Source organism: Streptomyces sp. NPDC048636 (assembly GCF_040650655.1).
In the GTDB taxonomy this organism is placed as follows: domain Bacteria; phylum Actinomycetota; class Actinomycetes; order Streptomycetales; family Streptomycetaceae; genus Streptomyces.
On sequence record NZ_JBEZHR010000021.1, the window covers coordinates 59,213 to 85,953 of the forward strand.

Annotated in this window: 20 protein-coding genes and 1 tRNA gene; 10 read left to right on the forward strand and 11 right to left on the reverse strand. The window is 72.3% G+C overall.

Annotated features, from left to right (window positions below):
• Positions 1-4: 4 nt before the first annotated feature.
• Genes AB0C66_RS34020 through hutU form a run of 3 tightly spaced genes read right to left on the reverse strand, consistent with a single transcriptional unit; the run spans position 5 to position 4,280 of the window.
• On the reverse strand, positions 5-1,396 hold the full coding sequence (locus AB0C66_RS34020) for a formimidoylglutamate deiminase (RefSeq protein WP_362447896.1): 1,392 nt from the start codon (positions 1,394-1,396) through the stop codon (positions 5-7).
• Positions 1,393-2,580, reverse strand: a complete 1,188-nt coding sequence (locus AB0C66_RS34025; RefSeq protein ID WP_362447899.1) for an allantoate amidohydrolase — start codon at positions 2,578-2,580, stop codon at positions 1,393-1,395. The genes AB0C66_RS34020 and AB0C66_RS34025 overlap by 4 nt, the downstream gene beginning before the upstream one ends.
• Before the next feature lie 35 nt (positions 2,581-2,615).
• Complete coding sequence (hutU, locus tag AB0C66_RS34030; RefSeq protein WP_362447738.1) at positions 2,616-4,280, reverse strand: urocanate hydratase; 1,665 nt, start codon at positions 4,278-4,280, stop codon at positions 2,616-2,618.
• 271 nt (positions 4,281-4,551) lie between these two features.
• Here hutU and AB0C66_RS34035 point away from each other — a divergent pair, with 271 nt between their 5' ends.
• A complete protein-coding gene (locus AB0C66_RS34035) occupies positions 4,552-5,604 on the forward strand; it encodes an NADP-dependent oxidoreductase (protein ID WP_362447740.1) in 1,053 nt (350 codons plus the stop codon).
• Between the two features lie 52 nt (positions 5,605-5,656).
• Positions 5,657-7,045 carry a diaminopimelate decarboxylase gene (locus tag AB0C66_RS34040; protein WP_362447743.1) on the forward strand — a complete coding sequence of 463 codons (1,389 nt, stop codon included), beginning with the start codon at positions 5,657-5,659 and terminating at the stop codon, positions 7,043-7,045.
• 274 nt (positions 7,046-7,319) lie between these two features.
• Here AB0C66_RS34040 and AB0C66_RS34045 read toward each other — a convergent pair whose 3' ends face one another.
• A complete protein-coding gene (locus AB0C66_RS34045; RefSeq protein ID WP_362447746.1) occupies positions 7,320-8,216 on the reverse strand; it encodes a MurR/RpiR family transcriptional regulator in 897 nt (298 codons plus the stop codon).
• A gap of 221 nt (positions 8,217-8,437) precedes the next feature.
• Here AB0C66_RS34045 and AB0C66_RS34050 point away from each other — a divergent pair, with 221 nt between their 5' ends.
• A complete protein-coding gene (locus tag AB0C66_RS34050; RefSeq protein WP_362447749.1) occupies positions 8,438-9,871 on the forward strand; it encodes a cytosine permease in 1,434 nt (477 codons plus the stop codon).
• A 10-nt stretch (positions 9,872-9,881) separates the two neighbouring features.
• On the opposite strand, the gene AB0C66_RS34055 is transcribed toward AB0C66_RS34050, so the two are convergent.
• A complete protein-coding gene (locus tag AB0C66_RS34055) occupies positions 9,882-11,270 on the reverse strand; it encodes an acyl-CoA synthetase (RefSeq protein ID WP_362447752.1) in 1,389 nt (462 codons plus the stop codon).
• A gap of 133 nt (positions 11,271-11,403) precedes the next feature.
• Between AB0C66_RS34055 and AB0C66_RS34060 the strand changes: the two genes are divergently transcribed.
• Complete coding sequence (locus AB0C66_RS34060; RefSeq protein WP_362447755.1) at positions 11,404-11,865, forward strand: hypothetical protein; 462 nt, start codon at positions 11,404-11,406, stop codon at positions 11,863-11,865.
• A gap of 344 nt (positions 11,866-12,209) precedes the next feature.
• On the opposite strand, the gene AB0C66_RS34065 is transcribed toward AB0C66_RS34060, so the two are convergent.
• Entirely contained in the window at positions 12,210-13,595 is a 1,386-nt protein-coding gene (locus AB0C66_RS34065) for a cystathionine beta-synthase (RefSeq protein ID WP_362447758.1), read from the reverse strand.
• Between the two features lie 192 nt (positions 13,596-13,787).
• Here AB0C66_RS34065 and AB0C66_RS34070 point away from each other — a divergent pair, with 192 nt between their 5' ends.
• From AB0C66_RS34070 to AB0C66_RS34080, 3 genes are all read left to right on the forward strand, one after another.
• Entirely contained in the window at positions 13,788-14,801 is a 1,014-nt protein-coding gene (locus AB0C66_RS34070) for an SGNH/GDSL hydrolase family protein (protein ID WP_362447761.1), read from the forward strand.
• 181 nt (positions 14,802-14,982) lie between these two features.
• On the forward strand, positions 14,983-16,203 hold the full coding sequence (locus AB0C66_RS34075) for an acetyl-CoA C-acetyltransferase (RefSeq protein ID WP_362447764.1): 1,221 nt from the start codon (positions 14,983-14,985) through the stop codon (positions 16,201-16,203).
• A 263-nt stretch (positions 16,204-16,466) separates the two neighbouring features.
• On the forward strand, positions 16,467-17,405 hold the full coding sequence (locus AB0C66_RS34080) for a hypothetical protein (RefSeq protein WP_362447767.1): 939 nt from the start codon (positions 16,467-16,469) through the stop codon (positions 17,403-17,405).
• A 111-nt stretch (positions 17,406-17,516) separates the two neighbouring features.
• Here the strand turns inward: AB0C66_RS34080 and AB0C66_RS34085 are convergent, their stop codons facing one another.
• Positions 17,517-17,843 (reverse strand): hypothetical protein, encoded by a 327-nt coding sequence (locus AB0C66_RS34085; protein ID WP_362447770.1) that lies wholly within the window; start codon positions 17,841-17,843, stop codon positions 17,517-17,519.
• A gap of 123 nt (positions 17,844-17,966) precedes the next feature.
• Here AB0C66_RS34085 and AB0C66_RS34090 point away from each other — a divergent pair, with 123 nt between their 5' ends.
• A complete protein-coding gene (locus AB0C66_RS34090; RefSeq protein ID WP_037954490.1) occupies positions 17,967-18,197 on the forward strand; it encodes a DUF4287 domain-containing protein in 231 nt (76 codons plus the stop codon).
• Positions 18,198-18,377: 180 nt separating this feature from the next.
• Here AB0C66_RS34090 and AB0C66_RS34095 read toward each other — a convergent pair whose 3' ends face one another.
• Together AB0C66_RS34095 and AB0C66_RS34100 are read right to left on the reverse strand one after the other, a co-directional pair.
• Positions 18,378-19,271, reverse strand: a complete 894-nt coding sequence (locus AB0C66_RS34095) for a Bax inhibitor-1/YccA family protein (protein WP_362447773.1) — start codon at positions 19,269-19,271, stop codon at positions 18,378-18,380.
• A gap of 185 nt (positions 19,272-19,456) precedes the next feature.
• A tRNA-Leu gene (locus AB0C66_RS34100) sits at positions 19,457-19,539 on the reverse strand.
• Between the two features lie 445 nt (positions 19,540-19,984).
• On the opposite strand from AB0C66_RS34100, the gene AB0C66_RS34105 reads away from it, so the two are divergent.
• Together AB0C66_RS34105 and AB0C66_RS34110 are read left to right on the forward strand one after the other, a co-directional pair.
• Complete coding sequence (locus tag AB0C66_RS34105) at positions 19,985-20,767, forward strand: ABC transporter ATP-binding protein (protein ID WP_362447776.1); 783 nt, start codon at positions 19,985-19,987, stop codon at positions 20,765-20,767.
• A gap of 80 nt (positions 20,768-20,847) precedes the next feature.
• Positions 20,848-23,394 carry an ABC transporter permease gene (locus AB0C66_RS34110; protein WP_362447778.1) on the forward strand — a complete coding sequence of 849 codons (2,547 nt, stop codon included), beginning with the start codon at positions 20,848-20,850 and terminating at the stop codon, positions 23,392-23,394.
• Between the two features lie 81 nt (positions 23,395-23,475).
• Here AB0C66_RS34110 and AB0C66_RS34115 read toward each other — a convergent pair whose 3' ends face one another.
• Complete coding sequence (locus tag AB0C66_RS34115; RefSeq protein ID WP_362447781.1) at positions 23,476-24,792, reverse strand: cyclopropane-fatty-acyl-phospholipid synthase family protein; 1,317 nt, start codon at positions 24,790-24,792, stop codon at positions 23,476-23,478.
• A 210-nt stretch (positions 24,793-25,002) separates the two neighbouring features.
• Complete coding sequence (locus AB0C66_RS34120) at positions 25,003-26,400, reverse strand: NAD(P)/FAD-dependent oxidoreductase (RefSeq protein WP_362447784.1); 1,398 nt, start codon at positions 26,398-26,400, stop codon at positions 25,003-25,005.
• Positions 26,401-26,741 lie beyond the last annotated feature (341 nt).

Below are 26,741 nucleotides of genomic sequence, written 5' to 3' on the forward strand. Positions count from 1 at the left end.
TCGCTCAGCCGTGCAGGGCTGCGATGGACTCGGCCAGCGCCTCGGGCACGCGGGGGACGAGCTGATGGGCGCCGTCCCGTACGACATGGCGGCCGCCGACCACGGTGTGCCGGACATCGGCGCCGGTCGCCGCGTAGACGGCGGTCTCCGCGCCGAGCCGGGGCGGCGGGCCCGCGGTGCGCACCGAGTCCAGCGCGATCGTGGTGAGGTCGGCCAGCGCCCCCACCTCGATCCGGCCGGTGTCCGTGCCCCAGCCGAGCGCGGCGTGACCGTCGGACGTGGCGGCGCGCAGCAGTTGGGGCGCGGTCCAGTGGCCGCGGGTGCGGGTGTGCAGCCGCTCGTCCAGCTCCATCGCCCGGGCCTCTTCAAGGATGTCGATCACGGCGTGGCTGTCGCTGCCCAGCGACAGCGGTGAGCCCGCGCGCTGGAGTTCGGCGGCCGGGCCGATACCGTCGGCGAGGTCCCGTTCGGTGGTCGGGCACATGCACACCCCGGTGCCCGAATGGCCCAGCAGCCGGATGTCACCGGGGGTGAGATGGGTGGCGTGCACGGCGGTGGTACGCGGCCCCAGCACCCCGTGGTCGGCGAGCAGCCGGGTCGGGGTGAAGCCATGCGCCTCCACACAGGCGTCGTTCTCGGCGGTCTGCTCGGAGAGGTGTACGTGCAGCGGGGCCGACCGCCCCTCGGCCCACTCGGCGACGGTACCCAACTGGTCGACGGGGACCGCCCGCACCGAGTGGATGGCCGCGCCGATCCGGGTGGTGCCGTTCTCCTTGAGCGCGGCGGCCCGCTCGGCCCAGGCGTCGGCGCTGCCGTCGGAGAAGCGCAGCTGGTGCCGGTCGGGCTCGGCGCCGAAACCGGAGGAGAGGTAGCAGGTGTCGAGGAGGGTGATCCGGATTCCGGCCTCGGCCGCGGCCGCGATCAGGGCCTCCCCCATCGCGTTGGGGTTGTCGTAGCGGGTGCCGCCGGGGGCGTGGTGCAGATAGTGGAACTCGCCCACACAGGTGATGCCCGCCATGGCCATCTCGGCGTAGACGGCGCGGGCGAGTTCGAAATAGCTCTCCGGGGTGAGCCGGTCGGCGACCTCGTACATCACCGTGCGCCAGCTCCAGAAGGAGTCCGGCGCGCCGGGGTGTCCCGGCCGGTCGGGCTGTCCGGCCGGTCCGGCCTGTCCGGCCTGCACGAAGCCGCGCAGCGCCCGGTGGAAGGCATGGCTGTGCGCGTTGGCCAGGCCGGGGACGGTGAGACCGCGCAGGGTGACCGAGCCCGCGGGCGGCACCGGGCAGCCCGGCCGCACCGAGGTGATCCTTCCGTCCGACGCGACCACGATCACCACATCCGGTCGCACGCTTCCGCCCAGCCAGGCGTACTCCGCCCAGTAGGTCTGTGCCGTCAGTGACACGCCAACCCCTCCAGTACCTGCGCGAGCGCGGCCACACCGGCGAGGCAGTCGTCCTCGCCCGCCGTCTCCGCGGGTGAGTGCGAGACGCCGGTGGGGTTCCTTACAAACAGCATGGCGGTCGGAACCGACGCGGACAAAATGCCCGCGTCGTGTCCGGCGCCGGTGGGCAGCACCGGAACCCCGCCGAGCAGGCCCGACAGCCGGTCCCGCAGCTCGTGGGCGAATTCCACGACCGAGGTGAACGACTCCCGGGTGACCCGGACCGTCACCCCGTCACGCTCTCCGCGCTCCACGGCGGCCCGCTCGATCTCCTCGACGACGGCGGCGAGGGTCTTCTCGTCCGCCGCCCGTGAGTCCAGCCAGCCGCGCACCAGGGAGGCGATGGCGTTCACCCCGTTGGGCTCCACGCCGACCTTGCCGAACGTGGCCAGGGCCCCCGCCAGCCGGGCCTTCTTACGGGCCGCGAGCACCGTGTTGGCGTAGGTGAGCATCGGATCGCGGCGGTCCTCGAGCCGGGTCGTCCCGGCGTGGTTGGCCTCGCCGTGGAAGTCGAACCGCCAGCGGCCGTGCGGCCAGATGGCGGAGGCGACGCCCACCGGGGCGTCCGTGTCGGCCAGTGCGCGGCCCTGCTCGACATGGAGCTCGACGAAGGCGCCGATCCCGGCCAGCCGCTCGGGATCAGGGCCGATCGCGTCCGGGTCGTATCCGGCGCGCTCCATGGCCCGCGGCAGCGAGATCCCGTCGGCGTCACGCAGCGTATGCGCCTGGTCGACGCTCAGCTGTCCGGCGGTGAGCCGGGAGCCGACGCAGGCCAGCCCGAAGCGGGCGCCCTCCTCGTCGCCGAAGTTCACGATCGCGAGCGGTTTGGCGAGCTCCGCGCCCCGGGCGCGGAGCTCGTCGAGGGCGGCGAAGGAGGACACCACGCCGAGCGGGCCGTCGAAGGCGCCGCCGTCGGGCACGGAGTCGAGGTGGGAGCCGGTGACGACGGCGTCGCCCGCCCCGGGGTCGCCGAGCCAGGCCCACTGGTTGCCGTTGCGGTCCACCTCGTAGCCGAGGCCCCGGGTCTCCGCCTGGTCCCGGAACCAGGCGCGGCAGTCGGCGTCGGCCGCCGTCCAGGCGTAGCGGCGGTAGCCCTGGGTGGAGGTGTCACGGCCGAGGGGCGCGAGGTCGCGCCACATCTCCAGGAACGAGGGGGCCGCGCCGGGGGGTGGGGTCACGCCGTCCCTTCCTCGCGCATCGGGACGCGTACGTCGCGCTCCTCGGCGACCTCGTCGGCGCGGTCGTAGCCCGCGTCGACATGGCGGATCACGCCCATGCCCGGGTCGTTCGTCAGCACCCGGCGGATCTTCTCGCCCGCCAGCGCGGTGCCGTCGGCCACCGTGACCTGCCCCGCGTGGATCGAGCGGCCCATGCCGACGCCGCCGCCGTGGTGGATCGAGACCCAGGAGGCGCCCGAGGCGACGTTGACCATGGCGTTGAGCAGCGGCCAGTCGGCGATGGCGTCCGAGCCGTCGAGCATGGCCTCGGTCTCGCGGTACGGGGAGGCCACCGAACCGCAGTCCAGGTGGTCACGGCCGATGGCCAGCGGGGCGGCGAGGGTGCCGTCGGCCACCATCTCGTTGAACCGCTCGCCCGCCTTGTCGCGCTCGCCGTAGCCCAGCCAGCAGATACGGGCGGGCAGCCCCTGGAAGTGCACCCGCTCCCCCGCCATCCTGATCCAGCGGGCCAGCGACTCGTTCTCCGGGAACAGCTCCAGGATCGCCTTGTCGGTGGCGGCGATGTCCTTGGGGTCGCCGGAGAGCGCGGCCCAGCGGAACGGGCCCTTGCCCTCGCAGAACAGCGGGCGGATATAGGCCGGGACGAAGCCGGGGAAGGCGAAGGCCCGCTCGAAGCCCGCGAGTTGGGCCTCGCCGCGGATGGAGTTGCCGTAGTCGAAGACCTCGGCGCCCGCGTCCATGAAGCCGACCATGGCCTCGACATGCCGGGCCATCGACTCCCGCGCCCGCTGGGTGAAGTCGGCGGGCTTCTCGGCCGCGTACGAGGCCATCTCGTCGAAGTCGACGCCGACCGGCAGATACGCCAGCGGGTCATGGGCGCTGGTCTGGTCGGTGACGATGTCGATGGGGGCGTTCATCGCGAGGAGCTGCGGGACCAACTCGGCCGCGTTCCCCAGTACGCCGATCGACAGCGGGCGGCGGGCGTCGCGCGCCTCGGTCGCCAGCTGGAGGGCGTGGTCCAGGCTGTCGGCCCGGACGTCCAGGAAGCGGTGCTCGATCCGGCGCTCGATGGCGCGCGGGTCGCAGTCGATACAGATCGCGACGCCGTCGTTCATGGTGACGGCGAGCGGCTGGGCGCCGCCCATGCCGCCGAGGCCCGCGGTGAGGGTGATGGTCCCGGCCAGGGTGCCGTGGAACTTCTTGGCCGCCACGGCCGCGAAGGTCTCGTAGGTGCCCTGGAGGATGCCCTGGGTGCCGATGTAGATCCACGAGCCCGCGGTCATCTGGCCGTACATGGTCAGGCCCAGCGCCTCGAGGCGGCGGAACTCCTCCCAGTTGGCCCAGTCGCCGACCAGGTTGGAGTTGGCGAGCAGCACCCGCGGCGCCCACTCGTGGGTCTGCATCACGCCGACCGGACGGCCGGACTGGACGAGCATCGTCTCGTCCTGCTTGAGCGTCCGCAGGGTGCGCACCATGGCGTCGAACGAGCGCCAGTCGCGGGCCGCCTTGCCGGTGCCGCCGTAGACGACCAGCTTGTCGGGGTGCTCGGCCACCTCCGGGTCGAGGTTGTTCTGGAGCATCCGGAGGGCGGCTTCCTGCTGCCACCCCCGGGCACTGAGCTCCGTACCGCGCGGTGCCCGTACGGGTCGCGGACCTGACATGGGGGGTGCCTCCCTGCCGTCGGCTGGATCGAGATATTCACATCTTGGCTCTAGTGAATAGAGCTAGTCAATAGTGCCGCGTACGGGGCCCGCCGCATGCACCCGGGTGGTTCACCGCGGCTCCCGGACCGGACGCGCGGTGGCCTCACCTCCGCGGCCGCCGCCAGGACTTAGCGTCACGGGGTCGTCGCCCGCGCCGGGCCGCCCGCCCCGGATCCCCGCCCAAGGCCCGGATCCGCGCCGAGGGCCCGGCCCACGCCGAGGAGCCCCCGTGCCGCAGCCCGCCGCCGTACCGGCCCCGCCCCCGCCCGCCACCCACCGCGAGGTGCGCCTTCTCGCCCGGCCGTCCGACGGGACGCTCAGCACCGCCCACTTCGAGGTGGTGACCGCCCCGCTGCCGGTCCCCGGCCCCGGCCAGCTGCTGGTGCGCAACCGGCTGATGAGCGTCACCGCCGTGATGCGTCCGGCGTCACGGGCCGCCCTGGACACCCTCGGGTTGCCGGGGCCGCCTCCGGCGGCCGAGCCCGGCGCGGTGCCGCGCGGCCCCGCGGTCGGTGAGGTGATCACGGCGGCGGACGGCGGCGGCCCCGCCCCGGGCACCCTGGTACGGCACTCCCTCGGCTGGCGCGAGTACGCCGTGGTGGACGCGGCCGGGGCCCGGCCGGTCGACGACGTGCTGCCCGACCCCGCCGCCCAGCTCTCCCAGGGCTTCCCCGCCTGGCTGGGGGTGGTGCGCGGGGCGGGCGTACGGCGCGGGGACACCGTGTTCGTCACGGGCGCCGCGGGCGGGGTGGGCTCACTGGCCGGGCAGTTCGCCCGGCTGCACGGCGCGGCGCGGGTCATCGGCTCCACCGGCTCCCGGGAGAAGGCCGCCCGGCTGGTCGGGGAGCTGGGCTACGACGCGGTGGTGCTGCGCGGCGCCGAACCGATCGAACGGCAGCTGCGGGTGGCGGCGCCGGACGGCATCGACGTCCTCTTCGACACGGTCGGCGGCGAACAGCTCCAGGCCGCGCTGGCGCTGGCCCGCCGCAGGGCCCGGTTCGCGATCGTCGGCGCGCTGGCCGCCCAGCTGTCCGACGACCTCACGGCCCGCACCGGGATCAGCACCCTGTCCCTGGTCGCCCGCGGCGTCACCCTGCGCGGTATCAGCGGCCATGACCACCAGGACGCGCTGCCCGACTACACGCGCGAATTCGGCCGCGCGCTGCGCGAGGGCACGGTGCTCTACCCGCACACCCGGCTGTCGGGGATCGGCCAGGCGCCGCGCGCGCTGGTCGAGTTGGTCGGCGGCCGGCATCTCGGCGCGGTGCTGGTGGAGCTGTGAACGCGCGGGCGCACCACTGGCCAGGCCCCCGGGCGGGTGGTTGGCTGAGGTCATGACGTCGAAACCGGTCACGGGGGACGGGCCCGAGCAGCGGGCCGCCCGGCGGGAGAGCGCCGTACGGGCCGCCGTGGAGCAGGGCCTGCTGGGCCCCGACGAACCGGTCGCCGGACTGCTGGACGTGACCGGGATCCGCGCCGCCGCGGCGTCCCTGCGCATGGCGTTCGACGAGGTCGTCGCCCCCGGCACGCCCGTCCTGCACGCCTTCGCGGTGAAGGCGGCCGCGCTCGTCCCCGTGCTGCGGCTGCTGGCCGACGAGGGGCTGGGCTGCGAGGTGGCGAGCCCCGGCGAACTGGCGCTGGCCCGCGCCGCGGGCGTACCGCCGGAGCGGATCGTCCTGGACTCCCCCGCCAAGACCGCCGCCGAACTCCGCGAGGCGCTGCGCTCGCGGATCGCCGTCAACGCCGACAACCCGCAGGAGCTGGACCGGCTCGACGCGCTGGTCGAACCACGGGACGCGGCCGCCGCCCCGGCGGCCGCGCACGGCCCGGTCGGACTGCGGGTCAATCCACAGGTGGGCGGCGGCAGTATCGACGCGCTCAGCACGGCCACCGCGACCTCCAAGTTCGGCGTCGCGCTCCAGGACCCGGGCGCGCGCGAACGTGTCGTCCGCGCCTTCGCGGAGCGGCCCTGGCTGACCCGGCTGCACGCCCACGTCGGCTCCCAGGGCGTCCCCCTGGAGCTGATGGCGGCGGGCGTCCGGGCCGCGTACGAACTGGCCGAGGAGATCAACGCGGCGGTCGGCCGCCCGCAGATCGACACCCTCGACATCGGCGGCGGACTCCCGGTGAACTTCGGCTCCGACGAGTTCACCCCCGGCTACCGGGACTACGCCCAGCTGCTGCTGACCACCGTTCCCGGGCTCTTCGACGGCAGGTACGGGCTGGTCACCGAGTTCGGGCGGTCACTGCTCGCCAAGTCCGGCACGGTGCTGGCCCGGGTCGAGTACGCCAAGTCCGCGGGCGGCCGCCCGATCGCGGTCACCCACGCGGGCGCCCAGCTCGCCACCCGTACGGTCTTCGCCCCGGAGTCCTGGCCGCTGCGGATCGCCGCCTACGACGCCGCGGGCCGCCCCAAGCCGACCGCCCCCGGCGGCCTGGTCGCCCAGGACATCGCGGGTCCGTGCTGCTTCGCGGGCGACCTGGTGGCCCGCGACCGCCCCCTCCCCCAGCTCGGCGCGGGTGACCTGGTCGGCCTGCTGGACACCGGCGCGTACTACTTCTCCAACCACTTCGCCTACAACAGCCTCCCGCGCCCCGGCGTCTACGGCTTCACCCTGGACGGCGACGAGGTCCGCTTCGCCACGGTGCGCTCCCCCCAGACGATCGAGGAAATCCTCACCGAAAGCGGAGCCCCCCACGCCGAGAGCCTCGCGATGTTGTAGCCGCCCCGGCCGGGCTGAACGTGCGGGGGCCGCGGGCAGGCGGGACGGGCGTACGACGACCCCCATGCGGAACCCGCGTCACCGGGGCGGCCGGAACCGCCCCCGGGGGCGCCCCCATACGGCGCACCGGCCTGCGGCGCCCCGGGGCCGCCCCGCGAGAACCAGCAACGGGCTGGGCGCCGGCCCGGCAGCGGGCGGGCCGCCGACGGAGCGGCGGGGCTAGGCCGTGTCGTTCGGATCTTTCGCGGGTCCGCGAAGATCCAAACGACACGACCTAGTCCACGAAGAGGGCGCGGGTGGCGGCCTTGGTGTCGAACTCTTCCAGGCGGGCCTGGGCGTCCGGGAGGGCGTCGCACATCGCTTCCAGGAGCACGCGGCCCAGCAGCATCGGGGCGCAGGCGGTGTCGAAGGCCAGGCCGGTGCCCACCGCCGCGGGGAGGAGGAGGTCGCTGTGGCGGGCGACCGGGGCGAAGGCGCTGTCGGCGACGGTCACCACGGTGAGCCCGGCCTCGCGGGCGTACTCCAGGTTCTCGACGACCTCGCGCGGATGGCGCGGCAGCGCGAAGCAGAGCAGGGCGGTCGCGCCCGCGCGCTGGGCGGCGTCGATGCGGTCGGCGAGCATCGTGCCGCCCTCGTCGAGCAGCCGGACGTCCGGGTGGACCTTGCGCGCGAAGTAGGCGAACCCGCCCGCCTGGGCGGAGGCGGCGCGCAGGCCGAGGACCGGGAGCGGCCGGGAGGCGGCGAGCAGCCGTCCGGCGCGTTCCACCGGGGTGGGGTCGGCCAGCAGGGCGGCGAGGTGGCGCAGGTTGTCGATCTCGGACTGCACCGCCTGCTGGTACTCGTTGTACGCGCCCTCCGCCACCGGCGGTCCGGCGGGCGCGACCTCGCGCAGATGCTTGCGCAGCGCCGGGTAGCCGTCGAAGCCGAGCGCGACCGCGAAGCGGGTCACGGACGGCTGGCTGACGCCCGCCAGTTCGGCCAGTTCGACGCTGGAGAGGAACGGGGCGTCCGCCGCGCGCCGCACCATGCAGTGGGCGATCCGGCGCTGGGTCGGGGTGAGCCGGTGGCCTTCGAAGAGCGCCTGGAGCCGGGCGGCGCCCGCCCCGGTGTCCGCCCCCGCGGCCTCCACGGCCCCCGCGGCGTCCGGCGCCGTCCCGTCGTGGGTCCTCATCGCGTCCGTCCTCCCGGCCTCACACTGTCCGGCATATCGCGGATATCGGCGAACAGAAGATACCGCCGATCAACGCAGACCTCTTGACTTCTATTCACTCGACCATGACTCTGCATGACTATATGCAGACAGGGCAAGGGGAAGCGAATGTTCCGCTTCACGCGCCGCGTCGGCCCCCCTGTGCCCTGCCCCCGCACACGTACCAGCCGCAGGAGCACCATATGCCCGACTCCCTGGTCGAAAGACGCTCCATCGACGTCGTTCCCGACGCGGAGCGCCACGGCACCGCCTTCAGCCAGTTCACGCTGTGGGTCGGCGCGAACCTCCAGATCACCGCCGTGGTCACCGGCGCCCTCGCCGTGGTCTTCGGCTCCGGCGCCTTCTGGGCCATCCTCGCCCTGCTGCTGGGCAATGTGCTGGGCGGTGCCGTGATGGCCCTCCACTCCGCCCAGGGGCCGCGCCTCGGACTGCCCCAGATGATCTCCTCCCGGGCCCAGTTCGGGGTGCGCGGCGCGATCGTCCCACTGCTGCTGGTGATCGTGATGTACGTGGGCTTCTTCGCCAGCGGCAGCGTGCTGGCGGGCCAGGCGGTCGGGGAGCTGACCCATCTCGGCGAGACCACCGGCATCGTGCTGTTCGCGCTGGTCACCGCCGTGACCGCGACCGTCGGCTACCGCCTGATCCACGCACTCGGCCGGATCGCCGGGGTGATCTGCGCACTGGCCTTCGTCTACCTCGGGATCCGGCTGCTCGACCGCGCCGACCTCGCCACCCTGCTGCACGACCGGACCTTCGACATCCCGCTCTTCCTCCTCGCGATGTCGCTCTCCGCGTCCTGGCAGCTCGCGTTCGGCCCGTATGTCGCGGACTACTCCCGCTATCTGCCCCGCTCCACCTCCCCCAAGGCCACCTTCTCCTGGACGCTGGCAGGCACCGTCCTCGGCTCACAGTGGTCGATGACCTTCGGCGCCCTGGCCGCCGCGGCGGCCGGTGACGCCTTCGTCGGCCATGAGGTCTCCTACGTCGTGGGCCTGGGCGGCGGCGCGGCCGTCGTCACCTCGCTCCTCTACTTCGTCATCGCCCTCGGCAAGCTGACGGTCAACGTCCTCAACACCTACGGCGGCTTCATGTCGATGGTGACGAGCGTCAGCGGCTTCGGGGGCCGCACCACCCTCTCCCCGCGCGGCCGCGCCGCCTACATAGGCGCGATCATGGTGGCCGGTACGGCGGTCGCCCTGCTGGGCAAGGACAGCTTCCTGTCGTCCTTCAAGGACTTCCTGCTGTTCCTGCTGACCTTCTTCACCCCGTGGAGCGCGGTCAACCTGGTGGACTACTACGCCATCGCCAAGGAGCGCTACGACATCCCCGCGCTCAGCGATCCGAACGGCCGCTACGGCGCCTGGCGCTGGAAGGCCCTGGTCACGTACGCCGTCGGGGTCCTCGCCCAACTCCCCTTCCTCGCCACCCACTTCTACACCGGCCCGCTCGTCGAACCGCTGGGCGGCGCGGACATCTCCTGGATCGTCGGGCTCGTCGTGCCCGCCGCCCTCTACTGGCTGCTGGCCCGGGGCGACACCGACCACGTCCCGGACCGGATGATCCTCGCCCCGCACCAGACCGGGCAGCCCGAGCCCGGCCCGTCCCGCGTCCGCTGACGCACCGGGCTCACACCGGAGGCAGCAGCTTCTTCTGCGGTTTGCCCATGGCGTTGCGCGGCAGGGCGTCCAGGAAGCGGACCAGGCGCGGACGCTTGTGGACGGAGAGCTGGGCGGCGACGAAGTCGATCAGGTCCTGCTCGCTGACGCCGTCGGCGACGACATAGGCGACGATCTGCTGGCCGAGGTCGTCATGGGGAGCGCCGACGACGGCCGCCTCCTGGACGGCGGGGTGGTCCAGCAGCGCGTTCTCGATCTCGCCCGCGCCGATCCGGTATCCACCGGACTTGATCATGTCGGTGGAGGCGCGGCCCACGATGCGGTGGAAACCGTCCGGCTCGACGGTGGCGATATCGCCGGTGCGGAACCAGCCGTCCTCGGTGTACGAGCCGGAGGTGGCCTCGGGGCGGCCCAGATAGCCGTCGAAGAGGGTGGGGCCGGTGAGCTGGAGCTCGCCGATCCCGGCGCCCTCCTCGGTGGCGATCCGGGTGCGGATCCCGGGCAGCGGGGTGCCGACCGAGCCCGGGCGGCGCTCGCCGTCGGCCCGGGTGGAGACGGTGATCAGGGTTTCGGTCATGCCGTAGCGCTCGACCGGGCGCTGACCGGTCAGCCGCTCGAGATCGCGGAAGACCGGGGCCGGGAGCGGGGCGCTGCCGGAGACCAGCAGCCGGGCGCCGGACAGCGCGCGGGCGGCGTCCGGGTCCTGGACCACCCGGTTCCATACGGTGGGCACGCCGAAGTAGAGGCTGCCCCCGGCCGCCGCGTACGCCGCCGCCGTCGGCTTCCCGGTGTGCACCAGGCGGCCGCCGGTCCGCAGCGCCCCCAGGACGCCCAGCACCAGACCGTGCACATGGAACAGCGGCAGCCCGTGGACGAGGGTGTCCTCGGCGGTCCACGCCCACGCCTCGGCGAGCGCGTCCAGATCGGCGGCGACGGCGCCACGGGAGAGCACCACACCCTTGGGCGCGCCGGTGGTCCCGGAGGTGTAGAGGACGAACGCGGCCGACTCCGGGGCGGGTTCGGCCTTGGTCCACTCCGCCCGTTCGGCCGGGTCCACCCGTACCGTCTCCACCGGCGCCTCCGCGACATCCGCCGCCGCGCCCGCGAGAAGCAGCGCGGCGCCGGAGTCCCGCAGGATGTGTGCGCGCTCGGCGGGGCCGGAATCCGGCGGTACGGGCACCGCGGGCACCCCGGCGAGCAGCGCGCCGACCACCGCGACCACCGTCTCCGGGGTCGCGGCGGCGTGGACCGCGACGGCCGGCGCACCGGCGATACGGGCGGCCACCGCGCCCGCCGCGCCGAGCAGTTCCTCGCGCGAGAGGCGGTGGCCGCCGACGGTGAGCGCGTCGGGCCGGTCTCCGCCGGACGCGGCGAGGGACGTCAGGAGGGGTGCGGTCACGGATGGGACTCCTTCCACGGCGGGCCGCCGCGGGCTCGGCGGGCCTCGGCGGGCCGGGGGCACCGGTCGCCCTCCCCGGTTGGGGGGCTAGCCCTACCGACACAGCCTCCCCGTGACCGTACCGTCGTCAACCATGGACGCCCTTGACCCCGAATTGAAGAAGGAACTCGACACCACCCTCCAGACCCGCAAGGAGCTGGGGCCGGAGTACGAGTCGGAGCTGGTCGACTCCTTCATGGAGAAGGTCGAGCAGCGGTTCAGCGATGCCGCCGACCGGCATCAGCGGCGCCAGATGGCCGAGCGGCAGATGGCGGCCGCGCGCGGCCCCCGGTCGTACGCCGGTGACGGCCAGGGCCCGGGTTTGGGACTGGGCATGGACGGCTTCGGCGAGCGGTTCGCCTTCGTCGGCGTCTCCCTGGTGCTGGCCATCCCGCTGTCGGCGATCGCCGCGGCCAACGAGGGGCTGCCCGGACTGCTGGTCACCTGGGCCGGGATCGTCGGGGTCAACGCGGTACACGCGATGGGCGTCTTCTCCCGGCTGCGCCGCGGCGGGCGCGGGGCGGACGTGCACGAGGAGACCGGCGGGGAGAAGTGACCCCCGCCGGAGGGTGAGCGCGGGTTGGTCAGCGCGGGTGAGCACCGGGAGGTGAACGCGGGGACCGCCGCACCCCGGCGCGGACGCCGAGGGCGGGACGACGGCGGTCCCCGCGGTGACGCGGGCCGGGTCAGGGCCGGCCTCCGCGCCGGGCGACCGTGGAGTCCGGGAGCCGCTCCGGAAGTCCTGCCGCCGCTGTGGGGTGTCGGGGTCGTCCGTTCCCGACACCCCCAATCTGCCGCAGTCGTGTTAACCCTGTGCTGCGGGCGCGTGACAGCCGCGTACCAGTTGCCGGAAACCCCATCCGGCCCGCACCGCGCGGCAGTTGGCGCGGCGCCCTCCCGCTACTTCGGGGTGCGGGCCAGGTACGCCAGCAGGTCCTGACGGCTGACCACACCGGTGGGCTTGCCCTCCACCAGCACGATCGCCGCGTCCGCCCGGCCCAGCACCGCCATCAGGTCCGCCACCGGCTCACCGGAGCCGACGTGCGGCAGCGGCGGGCTCATGTGCTTCTCCAGCGGGTCGCCGAGCTCGGCGCGGTGCGCGAACAGCGCGTCCAGCAGCTCACGTTCCACCACGGAGCCGATGACCTCGGCGGCCATCACGTCCGGGTGCCCGGCGCCGGGCTTGACGATCGGCATCTGCGAGACGCCGTACTCCCGCAGCACCTCGATGGCCTCGCCGACGGTCTCCTCCGGGTGCATATGGACCAGCGAGGGCAGGCCGCCCTCCTTGCCCTGGAGGACATCGCCGACGCGCACCGCCGGGCCGCCCTCCTCCAGGAAGCCGTAGTCGGCCATCCACTCATCGTTGAAGATCTTGGAGAGATAGCCGCGGCCGCTGTCGGGCAGCAGCACGACGACCACATCGTCCGGGCCCAGCTCCTTCGCCACCCGCAGCGCGCCGACGACCGCCATTCCGCAGGAGCCGCCGACGAGCAGCCCCTCCTCCTTGGCCAGCCGCCGGGTCATCTGGAAGGCGTCCTTGTCGGAGACGGCGACGATCTCGTCCGCGACCTCCGGGTCGTAGGCGGTGGGCCAGAAGTCCTCGCCGACGCCCTCGATCAGATACGGACGGCCGGAGCCGCCGGAGTAGACCGAGCCCTCCGGGTCGGCGCCGATGACCTTGACCCGGCCGTCGCTGATCTCCTTCAGATAGCGGCCGGTGCCGCTGATGGTGCCGCCGGTGCCGACGCCCGCCACGAAGTGGGTGATCCGGCCCTCGGTCTGGTCCCACAGCTCGGGGCCGGTGGACTCGTAGTGCGAACGGGGGTTGTTCGGGTTGCTGTACTGGTCCGGCTTCCAGGCCCCGGGCGTCTCGCGCACCAGCCGGTCCGAGACGTTGTAGTACGAGTCGGGGTGCTCGGGGTCCACGGCGGTCGGGCAGACCACGACCTCGGCGCCGTAGGCCCGCAGCACATTGATCTTGTCGGTGGACACCTTGTCCGGGCAGACGAAGATGCACTTGTAGCCCTTGCGCTGGGCGACCATGGCCAGGCCGACACCGGTGTTGCCGGAGGTCGGCTCCACGATCGTGCCGCCCGGCTGAAGCTCACCGGACGCCTCGGCCGCCTCGATCATCCGTACCGCGATGCGGTCCTTCACCGAACCGCCGGGATTGAAGTATTCGACCTTGGCCAGAACGGTCGCCCGGATGCCTTCGGTCACGGTGTTGAGCTTCACCAGCGGGGTATTGCCGACCAGCTCAATCATCGATTCGTAGTACTGCACACCTGCTCCTGGTCCGGGTTCCGCGGGATCTCCGCGTCGGGGTGGCCGCCGTCGCGGGCCCGTGCAGTCAGCTTATTGCGCCACCGGATGCTCCGACCGGCGCGTTGCGAGGGAGCCTCCACCGGGAAACAAGGTGTTAGCGGGCCGTACCGACGGGCCCGCGGCGTGTGCGGACGGAGGTGGGCTGGACCCATGTCGATGTCGAGGGCGAGGGTGGCGCGGCGGATCGCCGCCGCCGCGGCGTACGGGGGCGGCGGGATCGGGCTGCTGGGCGGGGCGGCCGTCGGGCTGGTGCTCACCGAGCTGTCCCTGGCCAAGCGGGTGGTGGGCGGCTCCGAGGCCGCACCACCGCGGGCGGACGGGCGGTACGGCTTCGCCTTCGCCCGGCGGACCGGCCAGCCCCCGTTGCGGCTGGCCTTCATCGGCGACTCCACCGCGGCCGGGCAGGGCGTCCACCGCCCCAGTCAGACGCCGGGCGCGCTGCTGGCCTCCGGGCTCGCGGCGGTGGCGGAGCGCCCGGTGGACCTGCGGAACGTGGCGCTTCCGGGTGCCCAGTCCAGCGATCTGGAGCGCCAGGTCACGCTGGCGCTGGACGATCCGGAGCAGCTGCCCGACGTCTGCGTGATCATGATCGGCGCCAATGACGTCACCCGGCGGATGCCGGCCGCCCAGTCCGTGCGGCTGCTGGCGGACGCGGTGCGCAGACTGCGCGAGAGCGGCTGTGAGGTGGTGGTGGGCACCTGCCCCGACCTGGGCACCATCGAGCCCGTCTACCAGCCGCTGCGCTGGATCGCGCGGCGGCTCAGCCGTCAGCTGGCCGCCGCGCAGACCATCGGGGTGGTCGAGCAGGGCGGGCGCACGGTCTCGCTGGGCGATCTGCTGGGCCCGGAGTTCGCGGCGAACCCACGGGAGCTGTTCGGCCCGGACAACTACCACCCCTCCGCCGAGGGCTACGCCACGGCCGCCATGGCCGTCCTGCCCACGCTCTGCGCCTCGCTGGGGCTCTGGCCCGAGGAGGCGCCGGAGACGCGCGACGAGGGCATCATGCCGGTGGCCACGGCCGCGGCGGAGGCCGCGTCCGAGGGCGGCACCGAGGTCACGGCGGCCCGTGGGCCATGGGCCCGGCTGCTGCGCCGCCACCGCCCCTCCGAGCCGGGCGCCGACGCCCCCGAGCCGACCCCCTCACCCCCGCCCGTCAGCCACTGACCCCGCCCCCCGCGCCTCCGCCCCCGGGTGGGGCAGCGGGCGCGGGGGCGGGAACAGGGCGACTGAGCGTACGCTTGGAAAAAAGAGTCCCGCGTCACAGGCCGGACCCCGTGACCCCCGCGGTACGTACAGGTAACTTCCCAGACAGTCCAGCCAAGCCCTTCCGCCCCATGGAGCCGTGATGCCCGAAGCTGTGATCGTCTCTGCCGCCCGTTCACCCATCGGCCGAGCCTTCAAGGGGTCACTCAAGGACCTGCGCCCGGACGATCTGACCGCCGAGATCATCAAGGCCGCGCTGGCCAAGGTGCCGGAGCTCGACCCGCGCGAGATCGACGACCTGATGCTGGGCTGTGGCCTGCCGGGCGGCGAGCAGGGGCACAACCTGGGCCGGATCGTGGCCGTGCAGATGGGGATGGACCATCTCCCCGGCTGCACCATCACCCGCTACTGCTCCTCCTCGCTCCAGACCTCGCGGATGGCGCTGCACGCCATCAAGGCGGGCGAGGGCGATGTCTTCATCTCGGCGGGCGTCGAGACGGTCTCCCGTTCGGTGAAGGGGTCCTCGGACGGGCTGCCGGACACCCACAACCCGCTGTTCGCGGACGGTGAGGCCCGTACCGCCGCCCGTGCCGAGCAGGAGGGCACCGACTGGCACGACCCGCGCGAGGACGGTCTGCTGCCCGACCCGTACATCGCGATGGGCCAGACCGCCGAGAACCTCGCCCGGCTCAAGGGGATCACCCGCCAGGAGATGGACGAGTTCGGCGTGCGGTCCCAGAACCTCGCCGAGGAGGCCATCAAGAAGGGCTTCTGGGAGCGCGAGATCACCCCGGTGACCACCCCCGACGGCACCGTGGTGAGCACGGACGACGGCCCCCGCGCGGGCACCACGCTGGAGGGCGTCCAGGGCCTGAAGCCGGTCTTCCGCCCCGACGGCCTGGTCACCGCGGGCAACTGCTGCCCGCTGAACGACGGCGCCGCGGCGCTGGTGATCATGTCCGACACCAAGGCGCGCGAGCTGGGTCTCACCCCGCTGGCCCGGATCGTGTCCACCGGCGTCTCGGGGCTCTCCCCCGAGATCATGGGCTACGGACCGGTCGAGGCGTCCCAGCAGGCGCTGTCCCGCGCCGGGCTCGCCATCGGCGATATCGACCTGGTGGAGATCAACGAGGCGTTCGCCGCGCAGGTCATCCCCTCCTACCGGGACCTGGGCATCGACCTGGACCGGCTGAACGTCAACGGCGGCGCGATCGCGGTCGGCCACCCCTTCGGCATGACCGGCGCCCGGATCACCGGCACGCTGATCAACTCGCTCCAGTTCCATGACAAGCAGTTCGGTCTGGAGACCATGTGCGTCGGCGGCGGCCAGGGCATGGCCATGGTCATCGAGCGGCTGAGCTGAGCCGGGGCGCGCACCGCAGCCCCTCGCGTCCGGCCGCGCGGCGCCCGCCGCACCGGGTCGCGGCGGGGCCGTGACCGAATCTCCCCCAGGATGTGACATAAGTCCTGGGGGAGGCTTGTCTCCCCAGCTCAGCCACGGTCGTCCAGACCCTTCCGGCCCTTGATTCCGCCCCTTTAGTGACGTTATGCACTGACGCCGAGAGGCGCCGCACGTCAAGCTGAGGTAGGAATTCGGGGGATCCATAGCAACCGGGAGTTAAGTCAGTGAGCCCCATGACCCTTGCCGTCCTCCTGGCCGCGGTCACCGCCACGGCCGTGGGCGCCGCAGCCCTGCACACCGCCCGCGGTGTGCGGCGGCAGATCACCGAGCTGCGCGCCGACCTCGCCGCGACGGTCGCCGCCGCCGACCGGGCGGCCCGGGACGGCCGGGGGGACGCCGCCACGGTGCCCGCTGCCCGCACCACCCCCGCCGCCGAGATACGCGCCGCCGTGGCGGACGCGCTCGCCGAGGAGCGGGAGCGTGAGCTGGCCGAGGCACGGGCTTTCTGGGCCGCTCAGGAGGCCCGGGACTCCGCGGGCTCGTCCGACGCCCCCACGCTGCTCGGCGGGGTGTCCGGCCCCGCCGACGAGCCCGTGGCGGACCACCAGCTCTTCGTGCCCCGCCAGGCCGATCTGGCCGGTCTCGAGCCGCTGCTCGGCCTGGACGCGCTGGGCCATGACACCTTCGACCCGGACGGCGAACCGGAGCCCGAGGCCGAGGTGGAGTTCGAGGTGGGCGCCGAGGTCGGCGCGGAGGTGCGCGCCGAGGCGGAGCTGGAGAGCGAGGCCATGGAGTCGGCCGAACTCGCCGCCGCCCGCCGCCGTCACCCCTCCCACCCCGATTTCACGCCTTCGTCGCCGGTGGCCGACCACGACCGCACGGTGACCCGGCTCACCGAACTGGCCGACGACCGCGTACCGCTGGCCGACGTGCGCCCCGGCCCGCTCGGCACCCTGGACGTGTACGTCTTCGCCGACGGCACCACGATCTGTATGACGCCGGGCCACCGCGAGACCGCGGAGCGGCTGGCGGACGCGCTGCGCGAGGGCACCGCCCCGGTGCTGCTGGGCGGCTCGGGCGTCTCCGGCGCCTACGCCCTCACCTTCGGCTGCGGGACCGAGAAGGTCTACGTACTGGCCGACCGCGTGATCGCCTCGCTGTAGCAACCCCCGCGGCCCCGCCCCCGTGGCCCGGCCCCGCCGTATCGCCCTCGCCCTGCCGCCGTAGCGCGGGGTCCCCTCGGCCGCGTACTCCCGGCCCGCCGGACGGCCCGCTCAGACCCCGCAGCGCGCGGCCGTCTCCGTCACCAGCGTGACTGCCTCGGCGAGCTCCCGCGCCCCGTCTCCCGGCGCGCGCTCCAGCGCATGCGCCAAGTCATGGCCCGCCACCGCCAGCTGATCCGCGACCGCGAACATCCCCGCGTCCGGCATCGTCCGCGGCGTGGTCCCCGGCTCCTCCAGCCGCTGGGCCCGCAGCGACAATTCCCTTGCCAGCGCCAGTCCTTCCGCCGCCGCCCCCTGTCGCAATCGGGACTGGGAAAGGGTGCGCAGCCGGTCGGCGAGCCGGTCGACGGCCGTGAGCAAGGGGGTCGCATCATCCACGGCCGAAGCGTATGCGCCACCGACGGACTGTTGCCAACGGCCGAACACTCAGGCACGGTGAGCTGAAGGACCCCACCCGGGTGTTTGCGCCCGGGTCCGGCATGGACGCGTCCGGAGGCGCCGATGTCCCAAATCTTCTCCGACGAGACTCACCGGAACCTACTCTCCCGCATTCCCCAGTGCACGGGCCGCGAAGTCGCCGACTGGCTCCGCACCGTCGACGAAGGCCCCGCGTTCTTCCGCTTCGAGGAGAAGGTCAGCTGGCTGCGCGGTGAGCATCAGCTCGCCTACGGCCACGCCAAAGCGATCATCCATGAGCACGATTTGAGGCGCGCGGCACGCAAGCTGCTGTAGCCGCGTCCCCTTCCCGGGAGGCACACACGTGTATCCCAGACGGACCACAGGGACCAGACGCACCGAACGGGGTGGCATACGCCGCAGAAGAAGGGCCCGCGGAGGCAATCGCCTCCGCGGGCCCTTCACCGTTCAGCGCCGGGGCCGTTCACCACCGGGATCTCACCGGTGGTGACGGCACTAGTCCCGGAAGATGGAGATCAGCCGCAGCAGCTCCAGGTAGATCCAGACCAGCGACAGCGTCAGACCGAACGCGGCCAGCCAGGACTCCTCACGCGGAGCGCCGTACTGGACGCCGTCCTCGATCTGCTTGAAGTCCATGGCGAGGAAGGCCGCGCCGAGGACCACGCCGATGATGCCGAAGACGATGCCGAGACCACCGCTGCGGAAGCCCAGACCGTCACCGCCGCCGAAGGCGGCGAAGAGCAGATTGACCGCCATCAGCAGGACGAAGCCGATGGCCGCCGCGAGCACGAAGCGCTGAAAGCGTGCGTTCACCCGGATGAGCCGGGTCTTGTACGCCACCAGCACACCGACGAAGACCGCCATCGTGCCGAGCACCGCCTGCATCGGGATGCCGGACCAGCGGTCGTTGTAGACCTGGCTGATGACGCCGAGGAAGAGCCCCTCGAAGACCGCGTAGCCCATGATCAGCGCGGGCGACGCGGTGCGCTTGAAGGACTGGACGAGGCCGAGGACCATCGCCACCAGCGCGGCACCGATACCGATGCCGACCGGGAGCTCGGCGATCCAGGCGGCCACGGCGGCGACGATGACGGTGCCCAGCGTCATACCGGTGCGCATGACGACGTCGTCCATCGTCATCACGCCGGTCCGCGGACCCGTCGGCGGCGCCCCGTACATCTGCTGGAGCTGCTCGGGCGTCAGATTCTGCTGGCCGCCCGCCGCGTAGGGATTCGTCGGTGCCTGTCCTTGCGCGTACGGGTTACCACCGGCGTACGGACTGCCCTGACCTGCGGCGGGGCTCCCGGCCTGCGGCGCCGCGCCGAAGCCGGCATAGCCGCCGGTGCGGCTGAACCCCCGTCGCGAGAAGACCGGGTTGCTGCTCCTCATCTCACTCCTCCATGGCCGCCCTGCGCGACCTTGACTCAAGAGTAATAGGTAAGCAAAGAATGCACCCTAGTGCCCAAGGAGGATCTTTTCACGCATGGCGAGCGGGCGCGAGGCCCCTGTACGGCCCGCGCGGGAGCAGCGGGCGACCGGCCGCGCACGCTGAGTGCCGTTCGACGATCTGGAGGTGCCCGGAACCGGACTTGAACCGGTACGCCCGCGAGGGGCAGCGAGGTTTAAGCTCGCCGTGTCTGCATTCCACCATCCGGGCAGTGGCCCCCTGGGCCGTACCATCCGCGTACGGCCCTCCTCGTAGGAGAGCAGGACGAGCCTATCCGGGGACAAGCCCCCGAACAGCGAATCCACAGACCGAGGTTGTCTTATTTTATTGGCAACTGAGTGCCCATCAGCGGCGGGGCGGGGTACCCGCGGATGACGGTCACCGACCGGACCTGGCCATATGCCGGACACCCCGCCGACGGGGGGAATGACGCAATCTCGACGCCCCCGGACGGGGGCCCTCTCCTACCCAAGGAGGAGCCGGGCCGCGGCACCTACGACCCGAGTCGCGCCCGGAAACCGGAGCACGGGCTGATCCCGTCCGGCCGGGCGGCCGGGACGATGGAAGGACATCCCCCGGCCGGGTTCCGCAGTACGGGACCAGACCCCCCATGGCACGGGGACCGTCCCGTACCGCACGACAGGAGCCCTCCACCGTGACCACCACATCCCCCGGCGTCGAGACCGCCGCCCGCCCCACCACGGCGGCAGCCCGGGCCACGGACCTCTCCAAGGTCTACGGACAAGGCGAGACCCAGGTCATCGCCCTGGACGCCGTGACCGTGGAGTTCCGGCAGGCCGAGTTCACCGCGATCATGGGCCCCTCGGGTTCGGGCAAGTCCACGCTGATGCACTGCATGGCGGGTCTGGACACGGTCTCCAGCGGCTCCACCCGGATCGGTGACGTCGAACTCACCTCCCTGAAGGACAAGAAGCTCACCCAGCTGCGCCGCGACAAGATCGGCTTCATCTTCCAGGCGTTCAATCTGCTGCCGACGCTGAACGCGCTGGAGAACATCACCCTCCCGATGGACATCGCGGGCCGCAAGGCCGACCAGGCGTGGCTGGACCGGGTGGTGGAGACCGTGGGGCTGTCCGGGCGGCTCAAGCACCGTCCCAACCAGCTCTCCGGCGGTCAGCAGCAGCGGGTGGCGGTGGCCCGCGCCCTGGCGGGCCGGCCCGACATCATCTTCGCCGACGAGCCCACCGGCAACCTGGACTCCCGGTCCGGTGCCGAGGTGCTGGGCTTCCTGCGCAACTCGGTGCGGGAGCTGGGCCAGACGGTGGTGATGGTCACTCATGACCCGGTCGCCGCCTCCTACGCCGACCGGGTGGTCTTCCTCGCCGACGGCCGGATCGTCGACGAGCTGCGCGATCCCACCGCCGAGACGGTCCTGGACCGGATGAAGCGCTTCGACGCCAAGGGCCGCACCAGCTGACACGGGACGCCCGCCGTCCCGCGAAGCCGCCGCCCGCAACGCCTCTCCGCCCTCCCAGACCCCTTCAGGACTGACGCCCCATGCTCCGTACCGCCTTGCGCAATGTGCTCGCGCACAAGGCCCGGCTGCTGATGACCACGCTCGCCGTACTGCTCGGCGTGGCCTTCGTCTCCGGCACGCTGGTCTTCACCAACACCATCTCCGCCGCCTACCAGAAGAGCTCCGAGAAGGGCTTCTCCGGCGTCGACGTGGCCATCACGCCCGACAGCGACTCCGACGACGACACCGGCAAGCCCGGTGCGGCGCCGCGGCTCGGCCAGCGGGTGCTGGACCGGGCCGCCGAGGTGCCCGGCGCCGCGTCGGCGACCGGCACCGTCTCCGGCTACACCGCCCTGTCCAAGAAGAACGGCGACCTGCTCGGCAGCGGCTTCTCCAACCTGGGCGGCAACTACTACCCGGGCAAGGACGGCAAGGACCCGCGCTACACCATGACCGACGGCCGCGCGCCGAAGGCCCGGGGCGAGGTGGCGCTCGACGCCAAGTCCGCCGAGCGCGGCGACTACGCGGTCGGCGACACCATCCGGGTCTCGGTGGACGGTCCGGTCCGCGAGGAGAAGGTCGTCGGCGTCTTCCGTACCGACGACGGCAATGTGGCGGCGGGCGGCAGCCTCGCGCTGTTCGACACCCCCACCGCACAGCGGCTGTTCGCCAAGCCCGGTGAGTTCGACGAGATCGACCTCAAGGCCGCGGCGGGCACCTCGCAGACCGAGCTGAAGGCGGCGGTCGAGAAGGTCCTCCCCAAGGAGGCCGAGGCCGAGACCGGTCAGCAGCTGGCCGATGACCAGGCCGAGCAGATCAAGCAGAGCATGAGCGGAATGCAGACCGGCATGCTGGTCTTCGCCGGGATCGCGCTCTTCGTCGGCATCTTCATCATCGCCAACACCTTCACCATGCTGGTCGCCCAGCGCACCCGGGAACTCGCCCTGATGCGAGCGGTCGGCGCGACCCGGCGCCAGGTCACCCGCTCGGTGCTGATCGAGGCCACCTTCGTGGGCGCCATCGCCGCCGTCACCGGCCTCGCCGCCGGTGTGGGCATCGGTGCCGGACTGCGCTCGCTGCTCAACTCCACCGGGGCCACGGTCCCGGACGGCCCGCTCGTCATCGACCTGACCACCGTGCTGGTCTCGCTGGCCGTCGGCGTCGTGGTGACCGTGCTCGCCGCCTGGCTGCCCGGCCGCCGGGCCGCGAAGATCCCGCCGGTCGCCGCGATGAACAGCGTGCACGCCCCGCCGACCACCCGCGGTCTGGTGGTGCGCAACACCATCGGCGCGATCCTCGCCGCGGCCGGTGTCGCCCTGGTGGTGGCCGGTGCCGGAATGGGCTCCGATGGCAAGGGATATATGGGTCTTGGCGCCGCGGTGCTGGTCATCGGGGTGTTCGTGCTCACCCCGCTGCTGTCCCGGCCGCTGATCGCCGCCGCGGCCCCGCTGCTGCGGGTGTTCGGTATGCCCGGCAAGCTGGCCCGGCAGAACGCGGTGCGCAACCCGCGCCGTACCGCCGCCACCGCCTCGGCCCTGATGGTCGGCCTCACCCTGATCACCGGGATGACGGTGATCGCGGGCAGCGTCCAGAAGGGCATCGACAAGATGGCCACCGACGCGCTGAAGTCCGACTACGTGGTCAGCATGGGCGGTTTCGACGGTCAGCGGCCGCTGTCGCCGGATGTGGCGCGCAAGATCGCCGCCCTGCCCGAGGTCACCGCCTCCAGCCCGCTGCGCAACTCCCCCTCCCGGATCGACGGCGATATCGAGTACCTGACCGGGGTCAACGGGAAGTCCATCACCGACCTGGTGAGCATGGACTTCTCCGCGGGCTCCTTCGCCGGGCTCTCCGGCGGCAAGGCGGTCGTGGACGACAAGACGGCCGAGGACCACGGCTGGAAGCTGGGCTCCACGATCCCGGTGACCTACGAGGACGGCCGCCGTGGCAATCTCACCGTCCAGGGCGTCTACACCGGCAACGAGATGATCCGCGGGATCATGCTGGACTCCAGGACGCTCACCGCGCATATGCCCACCGTCACCGATATGCAGGTGATGGTGAAGACCAAGGGCGGTGCCTCGGAGAGCACCAAGGACGCCCTGAAGAAGGCGCTGGGTGAGAACCCGGCGATCCAGGTGCAGAACAAGCAGGACATCTCCGACGGCATCGCGAAGTTCTTCACCCTGATGCTCAACATGCTCTACGGGCTGCTGGCCATGGCGGTGATCGTCGCCGTCCTCGGGGTCATCAACACCCTGGCGATGTCGGTCTTCGAGCGGTCCCAGGAGATCGGGATGTTGCGGGCGATCGGCCTGGACCGGCGCGGTATCAAGCGGATGGTCCGGCTGGAGTCGCTGGTCATCTCGCTCTTCGGCGGAGTGCTCGGCCTCGGGCTCGGTGTGTTCTTCGGCTGGGCGGCCGGGGAGCTGATCTCCAGCGGGATGCCGACCTACCAACTGGTGCTGCCCTGGGGCCGGATGGCGATCTTCCTGCTGCTGGCCGCCTTCGTGGGCGTCCTGGCGGCGCTGTGGCCCGCCCGCCGGGCCGCGAAGCTCAACATGCTGGCGGCCATCAAGGCCGAGTAGCCTCGGCCCGTCCAGCGGACGTCCCCGTCCGCCCCGCACCGGGGCGGACGGGGACGCCGTCGTTTCTCCCGCTGATGTCCCTTACTCCCGCCAGTCCCGGGTGCGCAGCGGCAGTCCGGAGCTCCCGTCGCCCGGGGTGCGCACCGCCAGGACCTGGTTGACGCCGATCCGGTTGCGCTCGAAGGAGAGCGCGCACGCGGCCATATAGAGCCGCCAGACCCGGGCCCGGCCCGGGGAGGTGAGCCGTACCGCCTCCGTCCAGTGCCGCTCCAGATTGGCCACCCAGGCGCGCAGGGTGAGCGCGTAGTGCTCGCGGATGGCCTCCACGTCGCGCACCTCGAACCCCGCCTGCTCCAGCTGGCCCACGGTCCGGCCGATCGGGGCCAGCTCCCCGTCGGGGAAGACATAGCGGTCGATGAACTCGTCCACCCGGTACGCCTCTTCGTCCGGCTCCGGGCGCCGGGCGATCTGGTGGTTGAGCAGCCGCCCGCCGGGCTTCAGCAGCCGGTGCAGGATGGTGGTGTACTCGGCGTACCGCACCGCGCCGACGTGCTCGGCCATACCGATCGAAGAGATCGCGTCGTACGGCCCGTCGACGACCTTGCGGTAGTCCTGGACGCGGATCTCGATCCGGTCGGTGAGCCCGGCCTCCGCGATGCGCTTACGGGCGTACGCCGCCTGCTCCTCGGAGAGGGTGATACCGACGGCGGTCACCCCGTACTCGCGCACCGCGTGCAGCACCATCGAGCCCCAGCCGCAGCCCACGTCCAGCAGCCGCTGACCGGGGCGCAGGTCCAGCTTGCGGCAGACGAGGTCCAGTTTGGCGTGCTGGGCGTCCTCGAGCGTGCCCCCGGGTCCGTCCTCCCAGTAGGCGCATGAATAGACCATCGAGGGGCCGAGCACCCGCTCGTAGAAGTCGTTGCCCACGTCGTAGTGGTGGCTGATGGCCACCTTGTCGCGGCGCGGGGTGTGCAGCGGCCCGCTCCACGGGGTGCGGGCCTCCTCCGGGGGCGGCGGCGGTGGCAGCCCCGGCCCGGCCAGCGCGATCAGCTCGCGGGCGGCGGAGCGCAGGGCGGGGTCGCGCAGCGCCTGGAAGGCGGCGGCGAGCCGGGACCGCCGGGAGCCGGGGCCGCGCTCCCACAGCAGCCCGGCGAGCAGTTCCAGGGCCTGGTACAGATCGCCCTCGATTTCCAGGTCACCGGCCACCCAGGCGCGGGCCAGGCCCAGTTCACCGGGCTTCCACAGCACCCGGCGCAGCGCCCGGCGGCGGCGTACGACGAGGGTGGGGGTGCCGGGCGGGCCGGCCTCGCTGTGGTCCCAGGCGCGGACGCGCAGCGGCAGCGGGGCTCCCAGCGCCTCCTCGGCCAGGGCGGCCAGTCGCCCAGCGGCGTCGGTCATATCGCACACCTCCGTGATGGCGAGTCAGCGAAGATTCACTCACCACGTAAACACCATGGAACCACCCGCACAGTCCCGGCGACACGTCTGGAATCGGTAAAAGTCATCCCGCGTGCCGGTGTACGAGGGGGTGCGCGCATGACGAAGGGCGCCCGCCCCACGGATGGCGGACGCCCTCTGCGTCACTGGTGCGTGTCTGAGACCCTCAGGTCAGGACGCCTTGGCCTTCTCGGCCTGCTCGGCCGGAGCCTCGGCCGGAGCCGGGCGCGCCGCCGCGGCGGCGGAGACCGGAGAGGCCGCCTCGTAGAACTCCTCGCGGGGGTTCTCGATGGCGCCCAGCGAGACGACCTCGCGCTTGAGGAACATCCCGAGCGTCCAGTCGGCGAGGACCCGGATCTTGCGGTTGAAGGTCGGCATCGCCATGCCGTGGTAGCCACGGTGCATGTACCAGGCCAGCCGGCCCTTCAGCTTGATCTTCATCTTGCCGAAGACGATCATCGCGACGCCCTTGTGGAGGCCGAGGCCCGCCACCGCGCCCTTGTTGGCGTGCTTGTACTCGCCCTGCGGGAAGCCCCGCATACCCGAGATCACGTTGTCGCCGAGCACCTTGGACTGGCGCAGCGCGTGCTGGGCGTTGGGCGGGCACCAGGCGCCCTCGCCGACGGCGAGGTCCGGCACCTGGGCGTTGTCACCGGCGGCCCAGATGTAGTCGGTGCCCTTGACCTGGAGGGTGGGCTCGGTGTCCACATGGCCGCGGGGGCCGAGCGGCAGACCGAACCGGGCGAGGGCCGGGTTCGGCTTCACACCGGCGGTCCACACGATGGTGTTGGAGTCGACCTCGAGGCCGTTCTTGAGCACGACGTGGCCGTCGATGCAGGAGTTCATCGAGGTGTTGAGGTAGACCTCGATACCGCGCTTCTGGAGGTGCTCCAGACCCCACTGGCCCAGCTTGGGGCCGACCTCGGGGAGGATCTTGTCCGCGGCGTCGACCAGCACGAAGCGCATGTCCTCGCGGGAGACGTTGGGGTAGTACTTGGCCGCGTCCCGGGCCATGTCCTCGACCTCGCCGATGGTCTCCGCACCCGCGAAGCCACCGCCGACGAAGACGAAGGTGAGCGCCTTGCGGCGGACCTCCTCGTCGGTCGTGGAGTCGGCCTTGTCGAGCTGCTCGAGGACGTGGTTGCGCAGGCCGATGGCCTCCTCTATCCCCTTCATACCGATGCCGTTCTCCGCGAGACCGGGGATCGGGAAGGTGCGGGAGACCGCGCCGAGCGCGACCACCAGGTAGTCGAAGGGCAGCTCGTACGCCTCGCCGACGAGCGGCTGGACGACGGCGACCTTACGGTCCTGGTCGATCGTCGAGACCCGGCCGGTGAGAACCTCCGCCTTGGGGAGCACCCGCCGCAGCGGGACCACGACGTGACGGGGGGAGATGCTGCCGGCCGCAGCTTCGGGAAGAAAGGGCTGGTACGTCATGTACGAGCGAGGGTCGACGACCGTGACAGTCGCCTCGCCGTACCGCATCTTCTTCAGAATGCGGCGCGCCGCGTACAGGCCAACGTACCCACCGCCTACTACGAGGATCCTGGGACGCTCCGTGGTGCTCATGTTTCGAGTATCCAGCACCCCCCGGGGCAGGGCTCGTGAGCCCCTTCACAAGCATCCAGGAGGTATCTGCTACACTCCGCCGCCCCCGTGATGGATGCCATATTCCGGGAGGGGAACCACTCGTCGATCCGGACCGTTCCCACCGCCCTGAGCAGGGCTTGTGACTGAACGCCGGAGTAGCCCAGGACCTTCGGCCGGGGTCCTGCGACCCGGTCGGAACGGGCCACGATGCGGTCAGCGGCGGGGCGCGGTCACCGAAACCGCCCCGGACGGCCCCCACAGTCGGCGACCAGGGCCCTTTTTCATGTGAAGGATTTCACGAACTTTCCTCCGGGCGACAC